This window comes from Enterobacter hormaechei ATCC 49162 (assembly GCF_001875655.1).
GTDB lineage: Bacteria > Pseudomonadota > Gammaproteobacteria > Enterobacterales > Enterobacteriaceae > Enterobacter > Enterobacter hormaechei.
Genome location: NZ_MKEQ01000001.1, coordinates 931,366 through 957,229, shown reverse-complemented (window position 1 = coordinate 957,229; position 25,864 = coordinate 931,366). Strand labels below are relative to the sequence as shown.

Genomic DNA, 25,864 nt, shown 5'->3' with positions numbered 1-25,864 from the left:
CACCAATATCAGGGGCTTTTATGAGCAAATTGTTTGCGGGCGCACAAAATCTGGGTAAGTCGTTCATGCTACCTATTGCCGTTCTGCCCGCCGCCGGGCTGTTGTTGGGCTTTGGCGGCGTCTTTACCAATCCGGTGACCCTTTCGACCTATCCGATGCTGGATAACCCGTTTTTTCAGACCGTATTTACCGTGATGAAACTGTGCGGCAGCGTGGTGTTCGATAACCTTTCGCTACTGTTTGCGGTGGGTATCGCGGTTGGCATGGCGCGCAGCGACAAAGGGACGGCCGGGCTGGCGGCGGTGCTCTGCTACATTGTCATGAACAAGGCCATTAACGCCTCGCTGCTCCTGTCAGGCACGCTGGCGTCAGATAATCTGGCTGCGGCAGTACAAGCGAACGTGCTGGGGATCGTCAGCCTGCAAACCGGCGTGATGGGCGGCATTATGAGTGGCCTGCTGGCATATTGGGTGCAAAAACGCTTCGGTAAAACGGCGTTACCGGATCTGCTGGCCTTTTTTAGCGGCTCGCGTCTTGTGCCCATCCTTAGCTCGTTCTTCGCCATCTTTCTCGGTGTCGCGCTATTTTTTGTCTGGCCGCATATACAGGCTGGTATCAGTCACCTGGGTGGGGTGGTGGAAAAAACGGGCTACGTGGGAACGTTGTTCTACGGCATGATCCTTAAATGTTTGATTCCGCTCGGCCTGCATCACCTTTTTTATCTGCCGTTCTGGCTGACCAGCGTTGGCGGCGAGATGGTGGTTAACGGTCAGGTGGTCCAGGGAACACAGAAAATCTTCTTCGCTCAGCTTGCCGATCCTACGGTGTCCGAATACTACATTGGCGTGTCGCGGTTTATGGCGGGCCGCTTTGCCGACTTCATGTTTGGTCTGCCGGGCGCGGCGCTGGCCATCTACCACACCTCGCGTCCGGAAAATCGCCAAAAGGTCGCCAGTCTGATGCTTTCCGCTGCACTGACCGCGTTTGTTACCGGCATCACCGAGCCTCTTGAGTTCGCGTTCATGTTCTGCGCGCCGCTGCTTTACGGGGTTCATATCGTGCTAACTGGCGTGGCATTTATGTTAACTCACATCCTGCAAATCACTGTCGGGCAGACTTTTTCCGGTGGGCTTATCGATTTCATGTTGTTTGGTGTACTTCAGGGCAACGCCAAAACTAACTGGTTGCTGATGTTGCCGCTCGGCGCGGTGATGTTCTGTCTGTACTACTTCTCTTTCCGCTTCCTGATCCAGTGGCGACAGTTGAAGACGCCTGGCCGTGAGCGGGACGAGGAGGCCGTGGATATTGCTATGGCGGGCAATGAACGTGCCGCCGGTATCGTGCATGCGTTGGGTGGGCGCGAGAATATCGTCGACGTGGACTGCTGCGCCACGCGCCTGCGCGTAACGGTGAAGAATGCTAAAGAGGTTGTAGTTGATGACTTTAAACGGCTCGGCAGCCGCGGTGCGTTTATTCGTGGGGAAGGGGTGCAGATCGTGTACGGGCCCCATGTCACCCTGATTAAGAACGAAGTCGAAGAATTTATCGGTTCATAAAAAGAGACGTCTTATGAAAGCAGTCATGTTGATGTTCGACACGCTAACCCGTAACCACCTTGCTCCCTATGGCGGCGACGCGATTACCCCCAATTTTACCCGGCTTGCGCGGGAGTCTGCGCAGTTCGATCGCTTTTACGTGGGTAGCATGCCCTGCATGCCCGCCCGACGGGAGCTGCATACTGGTCGCTATAACTTTTTGCATCGCAGCTGGGGGCCAATGGAGCCTTACGACTTCTCAACCTTTCAGGCTTTGCGTGAGGCGGGGATCCATACGCATCTGGTGACCGACCACAAACACTACTGGCGAGACGGCGGAGCCACATACCATACCCGCTACACCACCTTTGAGTTCATTCGCGGACAGGAGGGGGACCGCTGGAAAGGTCAGGTCGAAAAACCGGCCATTCACTGGCAGGGACAGGAGGATGAAGAAACTCTGCGCAGGCGTAGCGGACGAATGACCCAGGATCTGATCAACCGCGCAGCGATGCCGGGGCAGGAAGATCACTATACGCATCGTACCATTCAGGCGGGCATGGACTTCCTTGAAACCAATCAGCACCAGGATAACTGGTTTTTGCAGATCGAATGTTTCGATCCCCATGAGCCGTTCTTTGTACCGGAAAAATACCTCGCGCAGTACGGCTGCACTGCCGATGAATTTGACGGCTGGGTACCGTATTACTGCGGCGCACCGGGCGGGCAGAATGACGAAAAGGTTCGGAAGTTTTACCAGGCGTTGGTCACCATGTGCGATGACTACCTTGGCCAGGTGATGGATAAACTGAAGGCGCTCAACCTGTGGGATGATACGCTCTTTATCGTCTGCACCGATCACGGTTTCCTGCTCGGCGAGCACCAGTGGTGGGGCAAAAATATTATGCCGGTCTATAACGAAATCGCGAATACGCCATTTTTCATCCGCGATCCACGTAGCCGCGAATACGGCGTGAGGCGGCAGGCGCTGGCGCAGACTATCGATATTCCCGCTACGCTGCTCGACTATTTTCATCTGCCGCGCCCGGCGACGATGACCGGCCAGCCGCTGGGTAAAGCCGTGGCGCATGACAGGCCTGTGCGTGACTACGCCCTGTTCGGCTATTTTGGCGGCCACATCAATATTACCGACGGTAATTGGGTCTATATGCGCTGTCCTCGGGAAGAGGGTAAAGACAGTCTGTACGAATACACCTTAATGCCAACCCGAATCGACAGCATGTTTAACGTCAGCGAACTGCAAAATATTACGCTCCACCCGGGGTTCGATTTTACTCAAGGGGCGCAGGTGATGCAGATCCCGGCGACCTTCGGTTATCTCAACCCGTGGCGCTTCGGCGATAAGCTGTTTGATCTGCACGTCGATCCGGGACAAATGCTTTCGCTTGCGGACAGCGAAAAAACGCTGCATTACGCACAGGCAATGCGCGCGATGATGCAGGCGCATGATGCACCCTCAGAGTTATATGCCCGTTTCGAACTGGACACCATTAGCGCAACGCGCGAGGCGGCTTTCGCCGGGCGCTGGTCACGGCTGAATGTCCTGGCCGGGTGCGAACACCATGGCGTGGAAGAAGCGCTGCGTTTTCTCCTCCGTGCCGGGAAGGCGGATGGAATTGCCCACGACGATTTACTGGCGCACTTCCCGGCGGGAAAAACACTCCGCGAGGCCGATATTTTTACCCTGATCGACGCGTTTTTTAGTGGCGATCGGCATCGGGCATTGGTTTACCAGACCCGATTGTTGTTACGGACAGAATAACGGCATGTGGACACTTGAAAACCAACGTTACACGGCAACGGTGCAGGCCACTGGCGGTGAGCTGGTCAGTCTTTGGCATAAACAAACGCGTACTGAGCGGCTATGGCAACCGCAGGCGGCGGTCTGGAACCATACGGCCACACCGTTATTTCCGGTGGTCGGGAGACTCATACACGACGGGCTGTGGCTGGACGGCGAATTCTGGCCGCTCCCGGCACATGGTTTTCTGCGCGAGCAAACGTTCTATTGCGTGGAGCAGACGTCGGATACGCTGACGCTGGAAGCCTGCTCCACGGCGCAGACGCTGAAACTATGGCCGCGCCGTTGGCGGGTGCGGCAGACACTCTCTCTCGACGGCGGTGGACTGACTTTTCGACAGACGGTCTTTAATGACGACAGCCGAACGTTGCCTTACTCGGCTGGCTGGCATCCTGGTTTCGCCCTGGCCATTGCCTCCCGCCCCGGCTGGTGGGTGGAATTTAGCGCTGCGGTAAGCGGACCGTTCTTTACCTGCGATCGCACGCTAAATACTGGCGGACAACAGCGGGATACCACACGCTTTGCGCTAGCGAGGGCATGCTTCGCGGCGGGGGCTGTCTATTTCGGCGAATGTCAGCACAGGGTTATCCACGTTCGCGCCCCCGACGGTACGCTCGCCTTAACGCTGGAGACGGGCGAACAGCCCTGGCTGGCCCTGTGGGGCGTGCCGGGGGCCGATTTACTCTGCATTGAGCCGTTAGCGGGCACCACCGATGCCCCGGATGCCGACGGACAGACGAGGAATAAACGCGGTATGCGGCATCTGACCGCGGGAGAAAGCCAGACTTTTACGGTCCGGTTGCGCTTTACGGTGGACGCATGAGCGGGGGATTGCCAGAATACGGGCAGTCTTTATCGCAAAAGGAGCGAAACGTCGCCATGAGCGTGAATCGGGAAAACGTGCGGGTCTATATCAGCAATATTTTGGGTGGCTTAAGTGAGACCGATCGCCGTATCGCCGGGTTTATTCTGGAGCAACCGGCTCAGGTGGCACAGATGCCAGTAAGTCGGCTGGCGGAGGCGATTCAGGTCAGTGAGGCAACGATCGTGCGTTTTTGCAAAAGGATTGGCTATGGCGGCCTGCTCGATCTCAAGGCGGCGCTGAAGCGTGAACTGCTTGAGGAGAGTGAGCAGCCGTTGCCTGTCTCGCCGGACATTTTCCTGGATGATTCACGAAATGAGGTGGCGCAGAAAATTGCGCTAACGCTGGAGACGACAGTCAAAGAAACCATTGGTCTGCTCGATATGAAGGTCGTGCATCCGGTCGTTGACCGTTTTCTGACGGCCAGCCGGGTGTTGTTTGTGGGTTTCGGCGCATCCGGTCTGTCAGCCATGGAAGCCCGGGACAAAATGAACCGCCAGGGCATTGACTCAGAGGCTTACACCGATCGTTTTACGATGACCCTGAAGCTCGCCAATCTTAAGCCGGAAGATCTGGTCGTAGCCTTTTCACACTCGGGCGAAACGCCAGAGGTGGTCAACGCTTTCCGGCTGGCGCGTAAAGCCGGGGCGCATTGCCTGGCGATCACCCATAACCTCCAGTCGCCGCTGACCGAGCTTGCCGATAACTGGCTGCTAACCTGCGGCAGCGCAGGGCCGTTTCAGGGGGATTCTATCGCCACACGACTTTCTCAACTTTTTATTATCGAATTCCTTTGCACCGAAATCACCCGGCATAATCTGCGCGACAGTGCGTCAACCGGCCTTTCCATAAAAGAACTGTTGATTAAGGAAAGAATCAAACGTGAGTCTTCAGGAGAATAATTCGTCTTTTCCTCCACGCCCGCGCGGTAAATGGTGGCTGGCGGGCAAAACGCCAGACTACCGTTTTACGCTGGCGAATGAGCGCACCTTCCTGGCGTGGATCCGCACCGCGCTGGCGCTGATGGCGGGGGCGGTAGGAATAGAACAATTTTCACCACAGCTTTCCTCCGTAGGGTTGCGCATGCTCCTTTCCGCGCTGCTGCTGAGCGTCGCATCCGCGCTGGGGATCATCGCCTGGCGGCGCTGGCGTCACAATGAATATGCAATGCGTCTGGGAAGCGATCTCCCCTATACGCGCGTGTTGCTTCTGCTGGGTGGCTTTATCCTGTTGTCAGGATTGCTGCTTGCGGTATTGCTGTGGCAGGGGGTGCCGTGAACCGCGATTCAGGTTTCCAGCCAGAGCGAACGCTGTTGGCGTGGCGTCGTACCGGATGGGCGACGCTGGTTCCGGCGCTGCTCTGTCTGCGTCACTGGCTACGCTTCGGTGAACCGCTGCATATGGTGAGTGCTGTCGTGTTGCTGGCTGTGGGGCTGGGGATGTTATGCGGCATAATGCGCAGACACAGCGTTGTTTCACTGCTGGTTACCGGAAGTGGCGCGCTACTGCTGGCCGGAATAGTGGTACGTTTATAGCCCGGCGAAACATATCGCCGGGCGAATCGCGGTTAAATCACACCCTGCCCGATCATCGCATCTGCCACCTTCACGAACCCGGCGATATTCGCCCCGCGCACGTAGTTGGTCTGAGACGCCTCGCCGCCGTACTCCACGCAGGCGTGATGAATATCGAGCATGATGTGGTGCAGACGGGCATCCACTTTCTCTGCCTTCCAGCCCATTCTCGCGGCATTTTGCGCCATTTCCAGACCGGATGTTGCCACGCCGCCAGCATTGGCCGCTTTGCCTGGTGCAAACAGCACGCCTGCTTCCAGGAACAGATCGGTCGCTTCAATGGTGGTGGGCATATTTGCCCCTTCCGCTACCGCTTTCACGCCATTGCTAATCAGCGTCCGGGCAGCGTCCACGTCCAGTTCGTTTTGCGTCGCGCACGGCAGGGCGATATCCACCGGCACGCCCCACGGCTGTTTACCTTCCAGATAGGTCAGGCCAAATTCACGAGCATAATCCGCGACCCGACCGTCACGGCTGGCTTTGATTTCGCACAGACGCGCCAGTTTTTCTGCCGTGAAGCCAGCTTCATCCACCACGGTACCGCTGGAGTCGGAGGCGGTCACCACGCGCGCACCAAACGCCATCGCTTTTTCGATCGCGTACTGCGCCACGTTGCCGGAGCCGGAGACCGCCACGCGCATCCCCTCAAAGCTCAGCCCGTGACGCTTGAGCATCGCTTCGGTGAAATAGACCAGACCGTAACCCGTCGCTTCCGGGCGAATCAGGCTGCCGCCAAACGACAGGCCTTTGCCGGTAAAGACGCAGGCGCTGTTGTTGGAGAGTTTTTTCATCATCCCGGCCATAAAGCCCACTTCACGCCCACCCACGCCGATATCCCCGGCAGGAACGTCGGTGTCCGGCCCAAGGTGGCGATAAAGCTCAGTGACCAGCGCCTGGCAGAAGCGCATCACTTCGCCTTCGCTTTTGCCTTTCGGATCGAAATCACTCCCGCCTTTACCGCCGCCCATTGGCAGGGTAGTGAGCGCATTTTTAAAGGTCTGCTCGAAGCCGAGGAATTTCAGAATCGACAGGTTTACTGACGGATGGAAGCGCATCCCGCCCTTAAACGGCCCGATGGCGGAGTTAAACTGCACGCGCCACGCGCGGTTGACCTGCACCTGATTGCGATCGTCCACCCATGCCACGCGGAACTGGATGACGCGCTCCGGCTCCACCAGACGTTCAAGCAGTGCCATCTGACGGTAACGCGGATTTTCCTCAAGGAAGGGCCACAGGGTGGTCATGACTTCACGAACGGCCTGGGCAAACTCGCTTTGGTGCGGGTCGCGCTGCTGAACATGGGCAAGAAAGCTTTCCAGAGAGCGTGTCTGATCCATAGATATAAGAACCTCTTATAATAATGTATGCGTGTGGCGTAGATGTTTTGTGTCGTTTTTTTGACTATACCACCCGTACCGCTTTGAGAGGCAAGCAGAAATTTATGCCGAAAGGGAAATTAATGACAGGGCGCACGTCATAACCAAAAGCGATGACGAGATAAATTAAAGATCCCGTCCGGATCGACCGTTATAGATATAAACGATGCAAAGGAAATAAAGTCTATGAACCGTTACGCAATGGCCGCGTTATGTCTGATGTTATCCGCCGGGGCGCTGGCTGACCGCATCCGCCCGGATGTCGAGGTGAACGTGCCGCCAGAGGTCTTCAGCGCCGGTGGCCAGCGCGCTCAGCCGTGTAATCAGTGCTGTATCTATCAGGATCAAAACTATTCAGAAGGGGCGGTGGTCAGGGCGGATGGCGTGCTGTTGCAGTGCCAGCGTGATGAGCGCACCCTCAGTACGAACCCGCTGGTCTGGCGTCGCGTAAAAGAATAAACGCGTCCAGCAGCGGTATATCCGCCGGGGCTAAATCATACGTGAACGCCTCTTCTGGCGTGCACCATACCAGCGCCGAGTGATAATGCGCCTTCAGCTCACCGCTAAACTCAGGCACATGCCAGGCGTGGAGATGAATCAGCCGCTGCGACACCTCCCGCTGGTGGCTTGCCACGTACTGCGCGGGCACGGCCTCAATGCCGAGTTCTTCACGCAGTTCGCGGATCAGCGCTTCCGGCTGGGTCTCACCGGCTTCAACCTTACCGCCCGCAAATTCCCACATTCCTGGCTGATCGGCATGTTCGGGACGCTGCGCCAGTAAAATCTTGCCCTCTTTTTCAAGGATGGCCGCAACCACATCGAGTGTTTTCAGCATGTTCGTCAATAATTAATAGCGAAAACCGACATATTATCGTGCCCTTTCCAAGAGTCCAGTCATCAGGAGAATCAGGTGAAAGAGACATCCGCCTGGGTGGCGCCCATGAAAACCCTTCCCGTCAGCCTTAGCCCCATCGCCGCCATGCAGAAAAAACACTTTGGCGCGGTGCTTAACCCCACCCGCTGGTGGGGGCGTATGCCGCGTCTTTTCTGGCTGGTGGCGCTTTTTGTCGGCTATCTGGAGCGGCGCAAGGCGCGTTTGACGCCGGTTCTGCGTTCGCTGCTGATGACGCGGGTCTCGCAGATCTGTCACTGTGCATTTTGTATCGATGCCAACAGCCTGCGTCTGGCGGAGCGGAGTGGAGCGCTGGATAAAGTGCAGGCCGTTAGCGACTGGCAACATTCCACCCTGTTCAGCGAAGAGGAGCGGGCGGCGCTGGCCTTTGCCGAAGCGGTCACCGCCACGCCGCCGCAGGTGGATGAAAATATCAAAAGCCAGCTGAAGCGCCACTTTACGGAAGAGACCATCACCGAAATGACGGCCCTGATTGCCTTTCAGAATCTTTCCGCCCGCTTTAACGCCGCGCTGGATATTCCGGAGCAGGGGCTGTGCGCCGCGTTTAAAGGTAAACCGCATGCTGGATAAACATCTGCACCCCCGGCTGAAGCCCGGGTTAAATCAGCTGGCCGCCGCGCTGGATAAACCCTTTATCACGCCCGATGGATTAACGCTCGCCGGGTTTGCGATTGGTGTGCTGGCGTTACCGTTTCTGGCGCTGGGCTGGTATCCGGCGGCGCTGGTCGCCATTGTGCTGAACCGGTTGCTGGACGGGCTGGACGGTGCGCTGGCGCGTCGCCGTGGCCTGACGGATGCGGGAGGGTTCCTTGATATCGCCCTCGACTTTCTGTTTTACGCCCTGGTGCCGTTTGGCTTTGCGCTTGCTGCACCGGCTGACAATGCGATAGCCGCCGCCTGGCTGCTGTTCGCGTTTATGGGGACGGGCAGCAGCTTTCTGGCCTTTGCCGCGCTGGCGGGGAAGCATGATATCGACAACCCCGGCTATGCGCACAAGTCGCTTTATTACATTGGAGGATTAACGGAAGGAACGGAGACCATCGCGCTGTTTGTGCTGTGCTGCCTGTTTCCGGCGCATTTCCCGCTGTTCGCCTGGGCGTTTGGCGCGCTGTGCTGGCTGACCACCACAACGCGCATCTGGAGCGGTTATATCACGCTGAAGTCACTCCCCCGCTAGGGTGTGCTCTCCGGTCCGCGCTCGCCGGTGGAGACCGGGTTCTGCGGGTGACTGCTCCATTCATTCCAGCCGCCGTCGTAGACGGCAACGTTCTGCCAGCCCATGGCGCGGGCGTACATAAAGGCTTCAGACGCCCGCCAGCCGGTACCACAGTAAAAGGCAACGTGCTGCTCCGGCAGGATATTCCACGTTTTCCACATGGCAGCGATGTCATCAGCGCTGCGCATGGTGCCGTCCGGATTGTGGAAATCTTCCATATGAGTCGCGTCGCTGCCCGCGTGGCCCCAGCGCGCCCCGGCAATTTCACCTTTTGGCTTGATATAACTGTAGCCGCTGGTTTCACCGATAAACTCCGGCCAGGAACGAATGCTCACCAGTGACGCGTCCTGACGGTGCAGCATTCCCCGGGCCTGCTCCATATCCACCATCAGCTGTGGTTGTCCCGGGATCGGCGCGCCAAAATCAGGGGCTGGCTTCACGTTTGCAGGCGTACCGCGTTCAACGGGCAGGTTTGCGTCGGACCACGCCTTCCAGCCGCCATCCAGAATTCGCACATCCTTCACGCCCGCGTAGAGCATGATCTGCGCCACGCGCGCGGCGGCATACACGTCGCGACCGTACAGAATGACGGTGGTATCGTGGCGGATCCCGTGCTTCGCCAGCATCGCTTTCAGCTTTTCGTCAGAGACCTTATTCCACAGTGGTTCACTTTCCACGTCGTTGGTGTCGATGTAGCCCGCGCCGGGAATGTGGCTCAGGAGATAAAGCTTCGGCGCACCCCAGCCCGCCTCGATCACCTTCCACTCTCCGGCTGGTGCGGCGGTAACCGGTTTGCCCTGCTGCAACTGGCGGATCCACTGCGGATAAACCAGCTGTTCGAAATGCGCCAGACGTTGCAGACGGTCGGATTGTTGCAGGGCATCGCTCAGGGTGGAAACGTGGGTAAAGCCCGCTTTCTCCAGCCGCGTTTTGACGGTCTGGTTGTCAGCATCGTTGCCATAGAGCGCAACCGGCATGTCGGGTGTCAGCCGATGCTGTTCTGCCCAGCCGCTGAGCTGTTCATCGCTCATTGCCCCAAGCCAGCGGGCAGAGAGATTAAGCGCGGCGGGTTCATGCCCGGAGGTTCCGCTCAGGGTCTGCGGCCAGCCGTTATAAAACGCACTGATGCGCGTATCAATTACCGCGCCGTTTTGCGCCTGGAGCTGGGCCAGCGTGAGGGAGTGGGGCATATCAGCCGCCATGGAGGAGAGTGAGGCGAGGCCGCAGATGAGGGCCAGCGCGGTCAGTTGAGAAACACGTTTCATCGAAAAACCTGACGTCATTAAAAGAGGATGGCATTGTCGTCTCTCCTGAAGCCAAAAACATTGCGTTAGCACATTATTGCCAGCGAGAAATCTCAATCACCTCACCGCCGGGCGGAATATCTTCCTCATCATGCGTGACCAGTACCACCGGAATATTACGCTCACGAATAGTCTCGAAAACCCAGGCCCGAAATGAGGTACGCAGCGCTTTATCAAGGCGGCTGAACGGTTCGTCGAGGAGTAATGCCTGCGGTTGGGCGAGGAGGGCGCGCAACAGGCTCACCCGGGCGCGCTCGCCGCCGGAAAGGGTCGCCGGATCGCTGGCGTAGTGGTTTGCCAGCCCGGCAGTTTCGAGTGCCTGTTCTGCCGCGTCGCGCCGCGCGCGCCCGGTAAGGTGCGATGGCAGCGCCAGCATCAGGTTTTGCCCCACGCTGAAGGCGTCAAACAGCAGGGCATCCTGAAACAGAATGCCGATCCCGCGCGTTTCCACGGGGAGCATATCGCAGCGGCGATCGTTCAGCCATAGCTCGCCGTGCGCCTTAAAATCAGCGGATAACGCCCCCACCATCCAGGCAAACAGGGTCGATTTCCCACTCCCGGAAGGACCCATCAGCGTGACAATCTCCCCCGCCGGGACGCGGAAGTTGACCTCACGTAAGAGCGGCGCAATGGTGAGATTTTTCACGTTCAGCATTACCGTAATCCTTGTCTGTGACGGCCCACGAGCCGGGAGAGCAGCGCGGCGAGGCCGAATACGCTGCTGGTCAACAGCAACAGACCCAGCGCCCGGCTGGCGAGGATCGGAATGCTGCCGCCGCTGCTGAGGGCGACCGCCTCCGTCGTCAGGGTGGTGAAACGTCCCGCCCCCAGCCAGAGGGTGGGCATGTACTGGGCCATGCTCACGGAAAAACCGGTGGCAAAGGCCAGCAGGGCCGGACGAATCATCAGCGGGCATTTCACCAGCCAGAAAATTTTCGCCTGTCGCCAGCCCAGCGTTCTGGCGGTGAGGATAAGCCGGGGATCGAGCCTGCGCCAGGCCGGTTGCAGCACCAGGAGCATCCACGGGAGAACCCAGAGCATATGGCTCCAGAGCACAGCAGCGTACTGGCCATCGATGCCCAGCCACAGCGCCACGGCATACTGCCCAGAGACGAGGGGGAGCGCCGGAAGGGCAAGCGGCAGCCAGATCCACACCGCGCCGCGCTGGGGACCCCACTCAAGCCAGAGCATGAGGATGGCCAGCGCTGTCAGGCTGGACAGCAGTCCCAGTGAAAGGCTGTCGCTGACGGGGCCGATGTCGTTCCGGCGTGCCAGCATCAGCAGAACCAGCGCACAGAGCACGCCGCACAGCGGCAGTAACCCGCCCAGCGTCCGTGCGGGCAACGCGGTATTCGAAGCGCGACGAACCCCGGAGATGTCTGGCCGGGCACGCCGCCATGCCGTCCAGAGGCCGTATCCCACCGCGGCAAGCGCGACCAGCAGCAGGAGCAACACCAGACACAGCAATGTTACTTTTATTTGCTGCTGCGCGTCGCCCTGGGTGAGCCACTGCCAGGCCAGCACCGCCAGCGTAGGCGGGTTGCCCGGCCCGAGCACGATCGCCACATCCACCACAGAAAGCGACCAGGCGAGCACCGCCAGCATCACGGCGCCCAGCGCGGGGGCGATTGCCGGGAGGATGAGCCAGCAGAGCGCCTGCATACGTCCGTAGCCGAAGGTATGCAGGACGATTTTCTGCTGTGCGAGGCGCTTTTCAGGCAGCGCGGCGTAGATTGCCCACAAAACAAACGCGCTCTCTTTGACCGCAAGCGTCAGACCAAGCCCGATACCGTAGCGGTCAAGCTGCGGCGAGCAGACTGTACAGATCCGGTAAAACTGTCCCCCTTCCGCAAAAAGCAGCAGCGCGCTGGTGGCGAAGGCGACATGCGGCACCGCTAACAGCCACGGCAGACGGGTGCTCAGGCGCTGCCAGCCTTCACCCGGCCAGAGAAGCGCAAGCAGGCTCAGGGCGATAAACAGTGAGCCAAGCGTCGCGATGAGCGTTGACACCAGCGTGGCGGCCAGCGCCTGCGGCAGCTGTGGGTCGGCAAACAGCGACGCCCAGTTGACGAGAGAAAACGCCGGGGCCAGCAGCATGCCGCTGGCGGGTAGCAGTGGCAGATAGATGACCACCATTGCCGCCCAGACCAGGCCGCTTAGCGGGTACCGTAGCGGCGAAGCCATTCCTGCTCCAGAGCGTTAACCCAGGCGGCGTGCGGTTCGGGCAGCACATCTGGTGTGCCTGAGGGGGTAAAGGCGCGCAGCTGTTTTGCCGCTTTCGCGGGCAGTTTTGCACCATCCAGCACGCTCGGGTCACCCCAGACGGCAGGATCGGCTTTGCGGATCTGCGCCTGCGGTGACAGCAGGAAATTCGCCACCACCTTCGCGCCTGCGCTCGCGCGGGTATTTGCCGGGATAGCGACAAAATGGACGTTGCCGATCATGCCTTTGAGAAAGCCGAAACTGTAGCTGTCGGCAGGCAGTTCACCGTTCGCCACCTTTTGCATCGCATGGGCGGGGTTAAAGGTGAGCGACAGGTTCAGGCTGCCGCTGGCCAGCAGCGTATCCATGCGCGCAGGCGACGGAGGAAAATCGTTCCCTTCGCGCCACAGCAGGGGATGCAGGGTATCAAGATAGTCCCACAGCGGCGCGGTGACCTGTGCAAAGGTACTGTCCGGCGCTTTTTTTAACGCCTCCGGATGGGCGGTCAGCGCCAGCAGCAGCTGCTCAAGAAACGCGGTGCCGGTAAAATCCGGTGGTCGCGGATAGCTTACTTTGCCAGGGTGCTGTTGAGCGTAAACCAGCAGCGCATGGGGATCTGCCGGTGGTGTCGGCATGCTCGTTTTCCGGGCGATAAAGGTTAACTGCGCGCCACCCCAAGGGGATTCCGCCCCATCGGTCGGAATGGCAAAATCTTCCGTTACCGGTTTACGGGTATCGACGTAATGCCAGTTGGGTAGGGTCTGCGCCCAGCCGGTGAGCAGCAGGTTGGCCTCTTTCAGCGTGCGAAAGTTTTCCCCGTTCACCCAGAGCAGATCCACCGAGCCGTTACTGCTACGTCCTGCGGCCTGCTCCGTCTGGATCCGCTTCACCGCGTCGGCGGCATCGGCCAGGTGTACGATCTTCAGGTTGATGGCGTAGTGCGTTTTCATTTCGCCGCTTACCCAGTCGAGGTAGCGGTTAACGGCCTCATCGCCGCCCCAGGCGTTAAACCAGACGGTCTGCCCGTTGGCCTGTTGCTGAAGGGATTGCCAGCTCTCTGCGGCGAAGGCAGACGTTGCCAGCAGCAGACTCGTCAGAAACGCGCAAAAACGCACCCGGCGCATAATGCCTCACTTTTTAATCGAAGGGATGTTACGGGAAAACAGCCAGCGAGTGGCCAGTGGTAATAACCCTAATAGTGTAAAGGCGAACAGCACTCCCGGCGACAGAATATCGCGCAGCGAGGTGAGTTTCCCCAGTTCGCGTCCGGCGTTCAGATAGATGACGGTAGCGGGTAGCATCGCAAGCTGGCTGACCCACCAGTAGTGACGCACCCTGAGACGGGTTAGCCCCATCAGCAGATTGACCAGAAAGAACGGGAACAACGGCATCAGGCGCAGGGCAAAAAGGTAGCGCGCGCCGTCGCGATCCATTCCCGCATCGATCGTATTCATCTGTGCAGCAAAGCGCCGTTGCACCCAGTCGCGCAGCAGGTAACGGCTGACGAGCATGGCAAGCGTGGCGCCGAGCGTCGAGGCAAATGACACCAGCAGTGTCGCCTCCCACAGGCTGAAAAGCGCTCCGCCGAGCAGCGTCAGAAGCGCGGCCCCGGGTATCGACAGCGCGGAGACCAGAACGTAAACCACAAAATAGAGCAGCGCACTCTGAAGGGGAGCCTGTTCGACCCGGGCAAGCAACATCCGCTGGTGGATTTTTAACGTGTCGAGGGAGAGCGTGCCTGGAGGAAGCAAAACAACGATCAAAACAAATGCGCCCAGAAGGGCGCACAGGAAACTGATTTTTTTAATATTCACTGACGATTACAGCTTGAACGTTGCCCATACCGGCGCATGGTCGGACGGCTTTTCCATGCTGCGGATGTCATAGTCAATCCCGGTTTCGATGCAGCGTTCGGCCAGCGGGGCACTTGCCAGCAGCAGGTCGATACGCAGGCCCCGGTTGTCATCGAAGCCTTTAGAGCGGTAGTCAAACCATGAGAAGCGATCCTGCGTCTCGGGGTTCGCCGTGCGGAAGGTATCCACCAGCCCCCAACCCAGCAGGCGCTCCATCCACTCGCGCTCCTCCGGCAGGAAAGAGCATTTGCCGGTGCGCAGCCAGCGCTTGCGGTTCTCTTCGCCGATACCGATATCCAGATCTGTCGGGCTGATGTTCATGTCACCCATGATCAGCACCGGATTATCCTTTTTGAGTTCGGTTGTCAGGTAGTTTTGCAGATCCTGATAAAACTTCGCTTTGGCCGGGAATTTGGTTTCATGATCGCGGCTTTCACCCTGCGGGAAATAGCCGTTAATGACGGTCACATTGCCGAGTGCGGAAGGAATTTCTGCCATGATAATGCGGCGCTGCGCCTCTTCATCGTCACCCGGGAAGCCACGACGCACCGACACCGGGGTATCTTTGGTCAGCAGCGCAACGCCGTAGTGGCCTTTCTGTCCGTGGTAAAAGACGTTATAGCCCAGCTTCGCTACCTCTTCGAGCGGGAACATATCGTCGTGAACTTTTGTCTCCTGCAAGCCGATCACATCGGGCTGATGTTGCTCAACAATCGCTTCAAGCTGGTGAGGGCGGGCACGCAGGCCGTTGATATTAAAAGAGACAAATTTCATAGTCGCTGCCAATGCAAGGTGAATAGTGCAAGGATGGTAGCAGAATTTACGTCGTCTGTTATCCGCTTCGCCCAATTACTGCGACAGATAATGCCAACGGTGCAAAATTTGCACCATTTCGACGCGCGTTGCCCTCCAGCAGGGCGTAAAGGACCGATAAATTTCGCGAGCGATCACAATTCCAGAATTATATTTGGCCTCTGCATACTCTTTCTTGTTTTCATGCGGCAAAGCGCCGCTTGTCGTAAAAATATTCACTATTTATGCATTAACAGTGAATAACTCCATATTGTAACTCATTGATATTCTGTTGCCCCAACCCGTTTATGCATTTTTATCGCTGGCTGGCACGAACGCTGCAATCTACATTCACAGTGCAAACACCCAATTATTTAACATTTAAACAACCTTTTATTTACCGGATGAGGTCGCTATGTCTCTGTCAGTTACGCGTGAAAATTTCGATGAATGGATGATGCCGGTCTACGCTCCGGCGGCTTTTATTCCGGTACGTGGGGAAGGCTCTCGCCTGTGGGATCAGCAGGGCAAAGAGTACATCGACTTTGCGGGTGGGATTGCGGTGAATGCGCTGGGACATGCGAACCCGGCGCTGCGGCAGGCGCTGAATGACCAGGCAGCAAAATTCTGGCATACCGGCAACGGGTATACCAACGAACCGGCGCTGCGTCTGGCGAAGAAGCTGATTGACGCCACTTTCGCAGAAAAAGTCTTTTTCTGTAACTCCGGCGCGGAAGCCAACGAAGCGGCGCTGAAGCTGGCGCGCAAATATGCACATGATAAATTTGGCGCGCATAAGAGCGGCATCGTCGCCTTTAAAAATGCCTTCCATGGCCGCACGCTGTTTACCGTCAGTGCGGGGGGACAGCCCTCCTATTCACAGGATTTTGCGCCGCTGCCGCCGGATATCCGTCACGCGGTGTATAACGATTTACACTCTGCCAGCGAGCTGATTGACGACACCACCTGTGCGGTGATCGTGGAGCCGATGCAGGGTGAAGGTGGCGTCATGCCCGCCGACAACGCGTTCCTGCAAGGGCTGCGTGAGCTGTGCGATCGGCATAATGCGGTCCTGATTTTTGACGAAGTCCAGACCGGCGTAGGCCGTACGGGTGAGCTGTATGCCTACATGCACTATGGTGTGACCCCGGATGTGCTTTCAACAGCCAAAGCGCTCGGCGGCGGTTTCCCGGTGGGAGCGATGCTGACCACCGAAAAATTCGCCAGCGTGATGACCGTGGGCACCCATGGCACCACTTACGGCGGCAACCCGCTGGCAACCGCTGTCGCCGGACAGGTGCTGGATATCATTAACACCCCTGAGGTGCTGAACGGCGTGAAGCAGCGTCACCAGTGGTTCGTTGAACGCCTCACGGCCATTAACAGCAAAACCGGCCTGTTCAAAGAGATCCGCGGTCTGGGGCTGTTGATTGGCTGTGAACTTGCCCCTGAGTTTGTTGGCAAAGCGAAGCTGATTTCACAGGAAGCGGCGAAACAGGGCGTGATGGTGCTGATTGCGGGTGCTAACGTGGTGCGGTTTGCCCCTGCGCTGATCGTCAGCGAGGAAGAGGTCAGAACCGGGTTAGATCATTTTGCGCTGGCCTGCGAACAGGTGAAGGCCGGGGTGTCATCATGATGGTCATCCGTCCCGTTGCGCACGGCGATCTCGCCGGGCTTATGCAGCTTGCCGGTAAGACAGGGGGCGGTCTGACCTCGCTGCCTGCCGATGAAAAAACGCTGTCGGCGCGCATTGAGCGCGCCCTGCAAACCTGGCAGGGGACGTTGCCAAAGAGCGAACAGGGCTATGTGTTCGTGCTGGAAGATACCGACACGGGAACCGTGGCGGGGATTTGCGCCATTGAAGTGGCCGTCGGGCTTAACGATCCGTGGTACAACTACCGGGTCGGCACGATGGTCCACGCCTCGAAAGAGCTGAACGTTTACAACGCGCTGCCGACGCTCTTCCTCTGTAATGACCATACCGGCGCCAGCGAACTCTGCACCCTGTTCCTCGATCCGGACTGGCGCAAAGAGGGCAATGGTTATCTGCTCTCCAAATCGCGCTTTATGTTTATGGCCGCCTTTCGCGACCGCTTCAACGAAAAAGTGGTCGCGGAGATGCGCGGCGTGATTGATGAGACGGGCTACTCGCCGTTCTGGGAGAGTCTGGGCGAACGCTTCTTCTCCATGGAATTCAGCCGGGCGGATTACCTGTGCGGTACCGGTCAGAAGGCGTTTATCGCCGAGCTGATGCCGAAGCATCCTATTTATACCCATTTCTTAACCCCGGAAGCGCAGGCGGTGATCGGCGAAGTTCACCCGCAAACCGCCCCGGCCCGGGCGGTGCTGGAGAAAGAGGGATTTCGCTACCGTAACTACGTCGACATCTTCGACGGCGGCCCGACGCTGGAATGCGACATTGATCGCGTGCGCGCCATCCGTAAAAGCCGCCTGGTTGAGGTTTCCGAAGGCCAGCCCGCGCCGGGCGAGTGGCCAGCCTGCCTGGTCTCGAACGAGAATTACACCAACTTCCGCGTCATGCTGGTGCGAACCAACCCAACCTGCGAGCGTCTGGTGCTGACGGCTGCGCAACTGGATGCCCTGAAATGTAACGCTGGCGACACGGTTCGCCAGGTGCGACTCTGCCCTGAGGAGAAAACAGCATGACTTTATGGATTAACGGCGACTGGGTAACGGGCGAAGGTGACGCGCGGACAAAAACCAATCCGGTCGGCCAGGAAGTGCTCTGGTCGGGGAACGACGCCAGCGCCGGGCAGGTGGAGCGGGCCTGCCAGGCTGCACGTCGCGCGTTTCCGGCATGGGCGAAACGGCCATTCTCCGAGCGCCAGGCGCTGGTTGAGAAATTTGCTGCGCTGCTGGAGGCCAATAAAGCCGAGCTAACCCGCATTATTGCCTGCGAAACCAGCAAGCCGCGCTGGGAGGCGACAACCGAAATCACGGCGATGATCAACAAAATCGCGATATCGGTGAAGGCATACCATACCCGCACCGGTGAGCAGCATACCGAGATGCCCGACGGCGCCGCCACGCTGCGCCACCGTCCGCACGGGGTGCTGGCGGTGTTTGGCCCGTATAACTTCCCCGGACATCTGCCGAACGGGCACATAGTGCCTGCGCTGCTGGCGGGGAATACTGTCATCTTCAAGCCGAGTGAGTTAACCCCCTTAACCGGCGAAGCAGTGGTCAAACTCTGGGAGCAGGCGGGGCTGCCGCCGGGGGTGCTGAATCTGGTGCAGGGCGGGCGTGAAACCGGTCAGGCGCTGAGTGCGCTGAGCGACATTGACGGCCTGCTGTTCACCGGCAGTGCTGGCACGGGCTATCAGCTGCATCGCCAGCTGGCGGGGCAGCCGGAAAAAATTCTGGCACTCGAAATGGGCGGCAACAACCCGCTGATTGTGGAAGATCCGGATGATATCGATGCTGCGGTCCATCTGACCATTCAGTCGGCGTTCATTACCGCCGGACAGCGCTGCACTTGCGCCCGCCGCCTGCTGGTTAAGCGCGGCGCGCAGGGGGATGCGTTCCTGAAGCGTCTGGTGGAGGTGAGTGCGCGTCTGGTTCCCGCGAAATGGGATGCCGAGCCGCAGCCGTTTATCGGCGGGCTGATCTCCGGGCAGGCGGCGCTGAACGTGCTGACAGCCTGGCAGGAGCATGTGGCGCGCGGGGCGAAAACCCTGCTGGAGCCGAAACAGGTAATGCCGGGCACGTCGCTTCTGACGCCGGGGATTATTGAGATGAGTGCGACGAGCAACGTGCCGGATGAAGAGGTCTTTGGCCCGCTGCTGTGCGTCTGGCGCTATGACGATTTTGAGTCGGCGATCGCGATGGCCAACAACACCCGCTACGGCCTGTCGAGCGGCCTGATATCGCCGCATCGCGAGAAATTCGAACAGCTGCTGCTGCTGGAAGCGCGCGCCGGGATCGTGAACTGGAACAAACCGCTGACCGGCGCAGCGAGCACCGCGCCGTTTGGTGGCGTCGGGGCGTCGGGCAACCATCGCGCCAGCGCCTGGTATGCCGCCGATTATTGCGCGTGGCCGATGGCAAGCCTGGAAACCCCGGCGCTGACGCTGCCGGAGACGCTGAATCCGGGGCTGGACTTTACAGAGGGTGACGCCCATGAAAGCGCGTGAAGTTAACTTTGACGGGCTGGTGGGGCTGACGCACCACTATGCCGGGCTGTCGTTCGGCAATGAAGCCTCGACGAAGCACCGTTTCCAGGTCTCGAACCCGAAGCTGGCGGCGAAGCAGGGGCTATTAAAAATGAAGGCGCTGTCCGATGCCGGTTTCCCGCAGGCGGTGATCCCGCCGCAGGAGCGCCCGAACGTGGCCGTGCTGCGCCAGCTGGGTTTCAGTGGCACGGATGAACAGGTGGTGGAAAAAGCAGGCACGCAGACGCCACACCTGCTTTCCGCGGCCAGTTCTGCCTCCTCGATGTGGGTCGCGAATGCCGCCACCGTCGCGCCGTCGGCAGATACGCTGGATGGCAAAGTGCATCTGACTGTCGCTAACCTGAACAACAAATTCCACCGCGCCAGCGAAGCGGAGACCACCGGGCACGTGCTGCGCGCCATTTTTAATCATGACGCGCATTTCGAGGTGCATTCGGCGCTGCCGCAGGTTGCGATGTTTGGCGACGAAGGGGCGGCAAACCACAATCGTCTGGGCGGCGACTATGGTGAGCCGGGTTTACAGCTGTTTGTTTACGGGCGGGAAGAGGGTGGTCATGCCGCGCCGGTTCGTTATCCGGCAAGACAAACCTTAGCCGCAAGCCAGGCGGTTGCACGGCTTAACCAGGTTAATCCTTCTCAGGTCATTTTTGCCCAGCAAAATCCGCAGGTGATCGACCAGGGCGTGTTTCATAACGACGTGATTGCCGTTTCCAACCGTCAGGTGCTGTTCTGCCACGAGCAGGCGTTTGCCCATCAGGAAAAGTTGCTGGCCACGCTGCGTGAGCGGGTGCCGGGCTTTATGCCAGTTCAGGTCCCCACGCAGGCGGTGAGCGTGCAGGATGCGGTCGAAACCTATCTGTTCAACAGCCAGCTGCTGAGCCGGGAGGACGGCAGCATGATGCTGGTACTGCCGCAGGAGTCCAGGGAGCATCAGGGCGTCTGGCGCTATCTCAGTGAACTGGTGCAGGCGGATAACCCGATTGATGAACTGCGCGTGTTTGATCTGCGGGAAAGTATGGCCAACGGTGGGGGGCCTGCCTGTTTACGCCTGCGCGTGGTGTTAACGCCGGAGGAAATGCAGGCCGTGAATCCGGCGGTGATGATGAACGACACGCTGTTCAATACCCTTAACGACTGGGTGGATCGCTATTATCGCGACCGTCTGGTTCAGGCCGATCTGGTTGATCCGCAGTTGCTGCGCGAAGGCCGCGAGGCGCTGGATGCATTATCGACCATCCTGCAACTGGGATCGGTTTATCCGTTCCAGCGCTAAGGAGACGATATGGAAAACTTACTGGCGCTGACGCTGGGTGAAGAGACTCCGGCACGGCACGAGGGGGAAGGCCCCTCGTTCCACTGGCGATGGCGGGGGCCGGGCGTGCTTGAACTGACGCCGACGGGGGAATATAACCTGTCGCTGCTGCTTTCTTCCGGCATTCACGGAAACGAAACCGCGCCCGTGGAGATTGTCGATCTTCTGCTGCGCGCGCTGTATCGCGCAGAGATCACGCTGCACTGCCGTCTGCTGGTGGTACTGGGAAATCCGCCTGCGCTGGCGCAAAACAAACGGTATCTGGTGAGCGACATCAACCGCATGTTTGGTGGTCGCTGGGCGGACTTTCCACAGAGTGATGAAACGACACGCGCGCAATGGCTGGAGAAGGTGGTCACGGCGTTTTTTGCCGGGGCGGGGGAAACGCGCTGGCACCTCGATTTGCATACGGCCATTCGCGCCTCGTACCACGTGCGTTTTGGCGTTTTACCGCAGCGTCACCAGCCGTGGGATGACGCGTTTCTGACCTGGCTTGGCGACGCGGGGCTGGAGGCGCTGGTTTTCCACCAGACGCCAGGCGGCACGTTTACCCACTTCACCTGCGAGCATTTTGGCGCGCTCTCCTGCACCCTGGAGCTGGGAAAAGCGCTACCGTTCGGGCAGAACGACCTGACGCGTTTTGCCCCTACGCATCAGGCGCTTCGGGCGTTGCTTGCTGGGGTTGCGCCGGAACCCACCCGGGAGCCCGTCGTGCGCTATCGGGTCGTACAGCAGATCACGCGCCGCAGTGAGGCTTTCCAGCTTCATATGGCGCCCCATACGCTGAACTTTACGCCGTTTCGTCAGGGCGTTCTGCTGGCGGAAGATGGTGAGACGCGCTATGCGGTAGAGAAATCCACGGAATATGTTTTATTCCCTAATCCGTCGGTCGCGTTTGGTTTGCGGGCCGGTTTGATGCTGGAAAAAATGTCGTGATCGGCTCCCCTCGCGTAGACCGGAGGGGAAATCAAGAATAAATTTCTTCACGTTTAAAGCGCTCTGGTAATGTTTGCGGAATATTCCTGGAGAATTGCTTTATTATTAAACGGCACTTCGCTATACTCCTCCATAATTTCTTTAAAATCATCCTGTTGAATATTTTTGTTTCATCTCTCCACGCTTTTTCCTTAATTTCTCCACAATTGGCGAAAAGTTGTTTTTTACACTTTCATTGTTTTACTGTTGCTCTGACTAATTGACGATAAACCCCGTAAAGTTAATCTCGTCAACCGGCATAGCGCCGAAGAATAACTGAAAGTAAGGAAAGACATTATGCGTAAATTAACTGCACTGTTTGTTGCCTCTACCCTGGCTCTGGGCGCTACCAGCATGGCGTTCGCCGCAGATACCGCGACCACTACCGCCGCGCCGACTGAAGGCAAAATGATGATGCATCATAAAGGCAAGCCGGGTATGCACCATGAGATGATGATGTTTAAAGATCTGAACCTCACCGATGCGCAGAAACAGCAGATCCGCGACATCATGAAAAGCCAGCGTGACCAGATGAAACGTCCTCCGCTGGAAGAGCGCCGCGCAATGCATGACATCATTGCCAGCGACAGCTTCGATAAAGCAAAAGCGGAAGCGCAGATCGACAAAATGGCCGAGCAGCACAAAGCGCGCATGCTGGCCCACATGGAAACTCAGAACAAGATTTACAACATTCTGACGGCGGAACAGAAAAAGCAATTTAATGCCAATTTTGAGAAGCGTCTGACAGAACGTGCAGCGCCGGAAGGTAAAATGCCTGCACCAACCGAATAATCGGTTCACTCTCTTAAGACCGCCGGGCTCCTGTCTACAAAAGCGAAAACGCTGTGGACAGGACCGGCGGTTTTTCTTTTGTCCCATGCCTAAGGTCTGGCCTGACTGCTGCCGATAATACGTCTGTGAAAATGCCCTGGCGCACGGTGCGTCCTTCAGGAGTGGTCATGGAATTCTTTGATATCCGTAAAATGCCGGTCAGTCTCTGGCGTAACGGCGCAGGTGAGACGCGTGAGATTTGCTGTGTCCCTCCTGCGACGCGGGATTTTTTTTGGCGGGCCAGTATTGCCTCCATTGCCAGTAACGGCGAATTTTCCGCGTTCCCGGGCGTTGACCGGGTGATTACGCTGCTGGAGGGCGGCGAGGTGACCCTGGATGCGGGCAGGGCGTTTTGCCATACCCTGAAGCATCATCAGCCTTACCGTTTTGCGGGCGATCTGGCGGTGAAGGCCGTGCTCACAGAGGGGCAGATGTCGATGGACTTCAACATCATGACCCGACGGGATCGCTGCCAGGCAAAGGTGCGCGTTGCTACCCGGACGTTTACCACCTTCGCGTCACGCGGTGGAGTGGCGTTCGTATTAAGCGGCGCCTGGCAACTGGGAGACAAATTACTGACCGCCGATCAGGGCGCCAGCTGGGAAGAGGGCAGCCATACCCTCCGTTTACTGGAATCGAAAGGCAGTCTGCTGTTCAGCGAAATTACCTGGCTGCCGGGTCATTGAGTACAATGATCTCATATTTTCCGGTTAACAGTGGCTTACAGAGAATTTTATAACCATCCTGATCGAACCCGGCGGGGGTGCGTAGCAGAGCGGTTGCGTCATCCAGGCTTTCGACGGCGCCAAGCCAGAGCCAGTTGCGAATGATGTGATAGTGCGTCATCGCATCGCGGGTTTCTTTCAGCGCCACCGCGCCTTCCCACGGCCAGCAGTTAACGCTAATTGAGGCCAGGCCAGCCATAAACCGGGCATGATGTTCCTCAACGCTCTCCTTTCCGCAGCACGCCCCGGCGCAGCGTTTCAGCGCGGAGCGGAAACAGGCGCGACCGCGGGTGGTGGATTCCAGCCCTAACAGGCCGTAACAAAGCTGTAATTCATCAGCCAGGGATTGCAGGGTTTGCAGTGCGGCACGTTTGTTGGCAAACAGCCCGTAAAGATTCGGTTCATGCGAAAAATCTACTTCCCGGGCATACACGACCTGCGGTTTTCCCGCGTTAACCTGCAAGGAGCACAGCTGGCGGTTGCGGCGCAGACGTTTGTTAAACAGCGGCTGCTGTTCCTTGATGAGCCTGGCTTCGAGCAGAAGCGCGCCCAGTTCTCCTGCCGTCTCGACCCAGGTGATCCGCCGGGACTGCCTGAGCATTGAGGCTTCGTCCGGCGTACGCAGGTGCGACATCACCCGGCTGCGGATATTCACGCTTTTGCCGATATAGAGCGGCATGGTGTCGCTGTCACCGTGGAAGAAATAGACGCCAGGCTGTTTAGGCAGTGCCTCAAGCCAGGGGCGAAGATGCTCGGGATATTCGTAGATAGCCGCCGCTTCAAACTCAAGACGCGGGGCGGATTGACGCCTGCTCACATACTGCTCCATATACTGTTCAGGCATACAGTGTAGCAGGTGTTCGGTGGTTAAAAAAGAGCCGGGTGGCGGCTACGCCTTACCCGGCCTGCAAAACTGCGTTACCGTTTTGCTTTTACTTTTTCCAGAAATCGTCAAACACCGTAATGGGCGGACGGCGCTTATGCTCGGTTTTCAGATACCAGCCTTCGATAATTTTTGCGGTCCCTTCGTCGAGCGTTTTGCCTTCCAGATAATCATCGATGTTGTCATACGTGACCCCCAGCGCTGCTTCATCCGGCAGGGAAGGACGATCGTCCTCCAGATCTGCCGTTGGCGCCTTCTTATACAGGTGCTCCGGGCAGCCCAGCGCCGCCAGCAGCTGCTTGCCCTGACGCTTGTTCAGGCGGAAGAGGGGGTTGATGTCCGTACCGCCATCGCCGTATTTGGTGAAGAAGCCGGTGATGGCTTCCGCGGCGTGGTCGGTTCCCACGACAACCCCTTTGGTCATCCCTGCGATACTGTACTGCGCTTTCATGCGCTCACGGGCTTTCTCATTGCCACGAACAAAATCGCTCAGTTCAATTCCGGCTTCACGGAGGGCCTGCTCGCTTGCCAGTACCGAGCCTTTGATGTTCACGGTAAGAACACGGTCCGGCTGAATAAAGGCAATAGCATCCTGACAGTCCTGCTCGTCGGCCTGCACGCCATACGGCAGACGTACGGCAATAAATTGCAGTGCGGTGTCACCGGTCTCGTCACGCAGCTCGGAGACAGCCATCTGGCTCAGTTTACCGGCCAGAGTAGAATCCTGACCGCCGCTGATACCCAGCACCAGCGTCTTCAGGAAAGGGTGTGCAGACAGGTAAGCTTTCAAAAAATCAACGCTACGACGGATCTCTTCACTGGCATCAATCGCAGGTTTCGCGCCCAGCGCCTGAATAATTTCTTGTTGCAGAGCCATTACGCCCTCCCTATGCAGAACCAAACAGAAAGTGTGATCTGTTAAAACTAACCCTTTGTCGGGAAAACGACAAGGATCACAGTTTTGAGTGTACTGTTTTACAGCGATTTAGCAGCTTATCGTTGTTTTATTAGAATTTTCCGAAATTCGTCTGGCGTAACTCGCAAAGTTGAACAATAGTAATTTTTATCCCATGCTTAGTTAACACGCTGATAAACAAGAGGACGGAATATGAACAAGAACGTAGCAGGAATTTTAAGCGCAGCGGCGGTACTGACTATGCTGGCAGGGTGTACAGCTTACGATCGCACCAAAGATCAGTTCACACAGCCAGTGGTTAAAGACGTCAAAAAAGGCATGACGCGTTCCCAGGTTGCTGCCATTGCCGGTAAACCTTCTTCTGAAGTCACTATGATCCACGCACGTGGTACCTGCCAGACCTATATTCTGGGTCAACGTGATGGTAAGGCAGAAACCTACTTTGTCGCCCTGGATGATACGGGTCACGTGATCAATTCAGGTTACCAGACCTGTGCCGAATACGACACCGACCCACAGGCACCTAAGGCGCAGTAAGCGTGCTTGCCTGAGAGTGTTAACAAACCGGCCTGAAGGCCGG

Annotated in this window: 27 protein-coding genes; 17 read left to right on the top strand and 10 right to left on the bottom strand. The window is 58.0% G+C overall.

The window, feature by feature from the left end:
- Window positions 1-20: 20 nt before the first annotated feature.
- Genes BH712_RS04780 through BH712_RS04755 form a run of 6 tightly spaced genes read left to right on the top strand, consistent with a single transcriptional unit; the run spans window position 21 to window position 5,754 of the window.
- Window positions 21-1,556 (top strand): PTS transporter subunit EIIC, encoded by a 1,536-nt coding sequence (locus BH712_RS04780; RefSeq protein WP_006809122.1) that lies wholly within the window; start codon window positions 21-23, stop codon window positions 1,554-1,556.
- Between the two features lie 13 nt (window positions 1,557-1,569).
- A complete protein-coding gene (locus tag BH712_RS04775) occupies window positions 1,570-3,318 on the top strand; it encodes a sulfatase (protein ID WP_006809121.1) in 1,749 nt (582 codons plus the stop codon).
- 4 nt (window positions 3,319-3,322) lie between these two features.
- Entirely contained in the window at window positions 3,323-4,180 is an 858-nt protein-coding gene (locus BH712_RS04770; RefSeq protein WP_006809120.1) for an aldose epimerase family protein, read from the top strand.
- A gap of 56 nt (window positions 4,181-4,236) precedes the next feature.
- Window positions 4,237-5,121 (top strand): MurR/RpiR family transcriptional regulator, encoded by an 885-nt coding sequence (locus BH712_RS04765; RefSeq protein ID WP_032653253.1) that lies wholly within the window; start codon window positions 4,237-4,239, stop codon window positions 5,119-5,121.
- Complete coding sequence (locus BH712_RS04760; RefSeq protein WP_006809118.1) at window positions 5,102-5,497, top strand: YidH family protein; 396 nt, start codon at window positions 5,102-5,104, stop codon at window positions 5,495-5,497. Before BH712_RS04765 ends, BH712_RS04760 begins: the two co-directional genes overlap by 20 nt.
- Window positions 5,494-5,754 (top strand): DUF202 domain-containing protein, encoded by a 261-nt coding sequence (locus BH712_RS04755; RefSeq protein ID WP_006809117.1) that lies wholly within the window; start codon window positions 5,494-5,496, stop codon window positions 5,752-5,754. Before BH712_RS04760 ends, BH712_RS04755 begins: the two co-directional genes overlap by 4 nt.
- A gap of 32 nt (window positions 5,755-5,786) precedes the next feature.
- Here BH712_RS04755 and gdhA read toward each other — a convergent pair whose 3' ends face one another.
- Complete coding sequence (gdhA, locus tag BH712_RS04750) at window positions 5,787-7,130, bottom strand: NADP-specific glutamate dehydrogenase (RefSeq protein ID WP_006809116.1); 1,344 nt, start codon at window positions 7,128-7,130, stop codon at window positions 5,787-5,789.
- 225 nt (window positions 7,131-7,355) lie between these two features.
- Between gdhA and BH712_RS04745 the strand changes: the two genes are divergently transcribed.
- Complete coding sequence (locus BH712_RS04745; protein WP_006809115.1) at window positions 7,356-7,628, top strand: YnjH family protein; 273 nt, start codon at window positions 7,356-7,358, stop codon at window positions 7,626-7,628.
- On the opposite strand, the gene BH712_RS04740 is transcribed toward BH712_RS04745, so the two are convergent.
- Entirely contained in the window at window positions 7,588-8,004 is a 417-nt protein-coding gene (locus BH712_RS04740; RefSeq protein ID WP_006809114.1) for a pyrimidine (deoxy)nucleoside triphosphate diphosphatase, read from the bottom strand. The two genes, BH712_RS04745 and BH712_RS04740, sit on opposite strands and share 41 nt — an antisense overlap.
- A 75-nt stretch (window positions 8,005-8,079) precedes the next feature.
- On the opposite strand from BH712_RS04740, the gene BH712_RS04735 reads away from it, so the two are divergent.
- A complete protein-coding gene (locus tag BH712_RS04735) occupies window positions 8,080-8,652 on the top strand; it encodes a carboxymuconolactone decarboxylase family protein (protein ID WP_006809113.1) in 573 nt (190 codons plus the stop codon).
- Window positions 8,642-9,259: a CDP-alcohol phosphatidyltransferase family protein gene (locus BH712_RS04730; RefSeq protein ID WP_006809112.1), complete on the top strand. Its 618-nt coding sequence runs from the start codon at window positions 8,642-8,644 to the stop codon at window positions 9,257-9,259. Before BH712_RS04735 ends, BH712_RS04730 begins: the two co-directional genes overlap by 11 nt.
- Here BH712_RS04730 and BH712_RS04725 read toward each other — a convergent pair.
- The 6 genes from BH712_RS04725 to xthA form a co-directional block, all read right to left on the bottom strand.
- Window positions 9,256-10,563 (bottom strand): sulfurtransferase, encoded by a 1,308-nt coding sequence (locus tag BH712_RS04725; RefSeq protein ID WP_006809111.1) that lies wholly within the window; start codon window positions 10,561-10,563, stop codon window positions 9,256-9,258. The two genes, BH712_RS04730 and BH712_RS04725, sit on opposite strands and share 4 nt — an antisense overlap.
- Before the next feature lie 73 nt (window positions 10,564-10,636).
- Window positions 10,637-11,257, bottom strand: a complete 621-nt coding sequence (locus BH712_RS04720) for an ATP-binding cassette domain-containing protein (RefSeq protein WP_006809110.1) — start codon at window positions 11,255-11,257, stop codon at window positions 10,637-10,639.
- Window positions 11,257-12,786 (bottom strand): ABC transporter permease family protein, encoded by a 1,530-nt coding sequence (locus BH712_RS04715; RefSeq protein WP_006809109.1) that lies wholly within the window; start codon window positions 12,784-12,786, stop codon window positions 11,257-11,259. The genes BH712_RS04720 and BH712_RS04715 overlap by 1 nt, the downstream gene beginning before the upstream one ends.
- Window positions 12,759-13,919, bottom strand: coding sequence for an ABC transporter substrate-binding protein (locus BH712_RS04710; RefSeq protein WP_032673730.1), 1,161 nt, complete (start codon window positions 13,917-13,919; stop codon window positions 12,759-12,761). Before BH712_RS04710 ends, BH712_RS04715 begins: the two co-directional genes overlap by 28 nt.
- A 15-nt stretch (window positions 13,920-13,934) precedes the next feature.
- On the bottom strand, window positions 13,935-14,618 hold the full coding sequence (locus BH712_RS04705; RefSeq protein ID WP_006809107.1) for a TVP38/TMEM64 family protein: 684 nt from the start codon (window positions 14,616-14,618) through the stop codon (window positions 13,935-13,937).
- A 6-nt stretch (window positions 14,619-14,624) separates the two neighbouring features.
- Complete coding sequence (gene xthA / locus BH712_RS04700) at window positions 14,625-15,431, bottom strand: exodeoxyribonuclease III (RefSeq protein WP_006809106.1); 807 nt, start codon at window positions 15,429-15,431, stop codon at window positions 14,625-14,627.
- A gap of 433 nt (window positions 15,432-15,864) precedes the next feature.
- Here xthA and astC point away from each other — a divergent pair, with 433 nt between their 5' ends.
- The 7 genes from astC (at window position 15,865) to ves (ending at window position 23,446) form a co-directional block, all read left to right on the top strand.
- A complete protein-coding gene (astC, locus tag BH712_RS04695) occupies window positions 15,865-17,085 on the top strand; it encodes a succinylornithine/acetylornithine transaminase (RefSeq protein WP_006809104.1) in 1,221 nt (406 codons plus the stop codon).
- A complete protein-coding gene (gene astA, locus BH712_RS04690) occupies window positions 17,082-18,116 on the top strand; it encodes an arginine N-succinyltransferase (protein WP_006809103.1) in 1,035 nt (344 codons plus the stop codon). The genes astC and astA overlap by 4 nt, the downstream gene beginning before the upstream one ends.
- Entirely contained in the window at window positions 18,113-19,603 is a 1,491-nt protein-coding gene (astD, locus tag BH712_RS04685) for a succinylglutamate-semialdehyde dehydrogenase (RefSeq protein ID WP_071850031.1), read from the top strand. The genes astA and astD overlap by 4 nt, the downstream gene beginning before the upstream one ends.
- On the top strand, window positions 19,590-20,915 hold the full coding sequence (astB, locus tag BH712_RS04680) for an N-succinylarginine dihydrolase (protein ID WP_006809101.1): 1,326 nt from the start codon (window positions 19,590-19,592) through the stop codon (window positions 20,913-20,915). The genes astD and astB overlap by 14 nt, the downstream gene beginning before the upstream one ends.
- 9 nt (window positions 20,916-20,924) lie before the next feature.
- Window positions 20,925-21,890 carry a succinylglutamate desuccinylase gene (gene astE / locus BH712_RS04675; protein ID WP_006809100.1) on the top strand — a complete coding sequence of 322 codons (966 nt, stop codon included), beginning with the start codon at window positions 20,925-20,927 and terminating at the stop codon, window positions 21,888-21,890.
- A gap of 336 nt (window positions 21,891-22,226) precedes the next feature.
- A complete protein-coding gene (spy, locus tag BH712_RS04670; RefSeq protein WP_006809099.1) occupies window positions 22,227-22,721 on the top strand; it encodes an ATP-independent periplasmic protein-refolding chaperone Spy in 495 nt (164 codons plus the stop codon).
- 167 nt (window positions 22,722-22,888) lie between these two features.
- Window positions 22,889-23,446: an environmental stress-induced protein Ves gene (gene ves / locus BH712_RS04665; protein WP_006809098.1), complete on the top strand. Its 558-nt coding sequence runs from the start codon at window positions 22,889-22,891 to the stop codon at window positions 23,444-23,446.
- Here ves and cho read toward each other — a convergent pair.
- Entirely contained in the window at window positions 23,424-24,302 is an 879-nt protein-coding gene (gene cho / locus BH712_RS04660; RefSeq protein ID WP_197347164.1) for an excinuclease Cho, read from the bottom strand. The two genes, ves and cho, sit on opposite strands and share 23 nt — an antisense overlap.
- Window positions 24,303-24,417: 115 nt before the next feature.
- Window positions 24,418-25,245, bottom strand: coding sequence for an ammonia-dependent NAD(+) synthetase (gene nadE / locus BH712_RS04655; protein ID WP_006809096.1), 828 nt, complete (start codon window positions 25,243-25,245; stop codon window positions 24,418-24,420).
- Between the two features lie 231 nt (window positions 25,246-25,476).
- On the opposite strand from nadE, the gene osmE reads away from it, so the two are divergent.
- Window positions 25,477-25,821: an osmotically-inducible lipoprotein OsmE gene (osmE, locus tag BH712_RS04650; protein WP_003857836.1), complete on the top strand. Its 345-nt coding sequence runs from the start codon at window positions 25,477-25,479 to the stop codon at window positions 25,819-25,821.
- Window positions 25,822-25,864 lie beyond the last annotated feature (43 nt).